The organism is Brevibacillus sp. LEMMJ03 (assembly GCF_007197875.1).
GTDB classification, from domain to species: domain Bacteria; phylum Bacillota; class Bacilli; order Brevibacillales; family Brevibacillaceae; genus Brevibacillus; species Brevibacillus thermoruber.
Map to the genome: position 1 here is coordinate 1 of NZ_VKJN01000046.1, position 1,320 is coordinate 1,320.

Below are 1,320 nucleotides of genomic sequence, written 5' to 3' on the forward strand. Positions count from 1 at the left end.
GCGACAAACGAGCGGATCGCTTCCTTGGCCGCTTCCATTCTCGTCTTGCCGCCCGCCATATTGCCCATGCTGCCGCTTGCGTCCAGCACGATCATCACGTTGTACTGCTCCTTGAACCGAAAGCGCGGATCATCCATCTCCGGGCTGCCAAATGAAGCAAGCTTGATCCGGTTGATGACTTCCTCCGGTTCCGGGTAATCTTCGGCAAACAGGCCGAGCAGGGCGAGGTAGTACAGTTTGATTATTTCGTGATCGGGGTTTTCGATGTTCGGGAATTGCTGAAGCACCTTTTCGATTTCCTCATCCTGCTTGCCATACGAGACACCGGAAAAGCGTCCCGGAGGCAGGTTGTAAAACTCCTCCGCTGTCTCCGGGAGTTTGGTCAGGCCGTCCGGGATTAGTGCTTTCAGCGCCTCGATCTGCTCTTCCCGGCTGGTAGCGGTTTGTTTGGATATGGTCTCTTCGGCAGGGTTACTGTCTGCCGTCTCCGCCTGTTCCTTGTCGGTGCTCTGCAAGGAGGTCTCGGATGAGTCTGTGCTGGTCGATTGCTCTTCTCCCGAACAAGCTGACAGACTGATGAAACATGCAAGAAGGATGGCGATCAGCTTTTGTCCCTTTTTTACTTGTGTGTTCATCTCCTCCACCTCCTTGCATCAGCTATTTTCTCTTTACATTTTCGCTATATTGCTGGTTGATCGCGTCAATTGCTTCTTTATATGTTTTGGCGTTCAATTTTTCAAGGAAAGTCTTCAGTTCGTTCCCGCGTTGTTTGATCAACTTGCTCTGTATTTTTTCGAGCTCTTTCAGTTTGGTAATGGTGCTTTTATCCAAAATTTTGCTCCCTTCCAATTTTAAAAAAGCCCCGAGAAAATTATTGCTTTCACGTGTTTCCATTTGATCCCAGGTAAATCCAAAAGCAAGAATCTCCCCTCCTTGAGAAAGCTGTTTTGATAAGGCATCATAAGTTGCGCCACTTCTCCACTCAAACCATTTGCGGGCAATCTCTTCGGCCTGCTGAAATTCCTTCTCCAGTTCCTTTTGATCCTGGATCAGTACGTAGCGGCCCCCTGCGGCTTCCGCTACCTGCTTGAGCTGGCGCTGCGCTTCCCCGTCCGCTCCGAAGCCGACGACATTTACGATGGGCGTCACGTCAGAGTCGGCCAGTTGTTTTGCCACCTTTACCGGATTGCCGCCGCATGTCTCGATCCCGTCGCTGACCAGGTAGATGATATTGGTGTTCTGCTCCCCTTTGTACGACTGCAAATCTTTCTGCGCCTGCTCGAGGGCGAGGGCAATTGGCGTCCAGCCGGCAGGCTTGAA

At 51.4% G+C, this 1,320-nt stretch carries 1 protein-coding gene and 1 pseudogene; both read right to left on the reverse strand.

The features are described 5' to 3' along the window. Positions 1-635, reverse strand: a pseudogene (locus FOI68_RS22660) (VWA domain-containing protein); the annotation flags it as partial. Between the two features lie 22 nt (positions 636-657). Further along, positions 658-1,320, reverse strand: a 663-nt coding sequence (locus FOI68_RS23695; protein WP_370512173.1) for a vWA domain-containing protein, incomplete at its 5' end; no start/stop codon positions are given.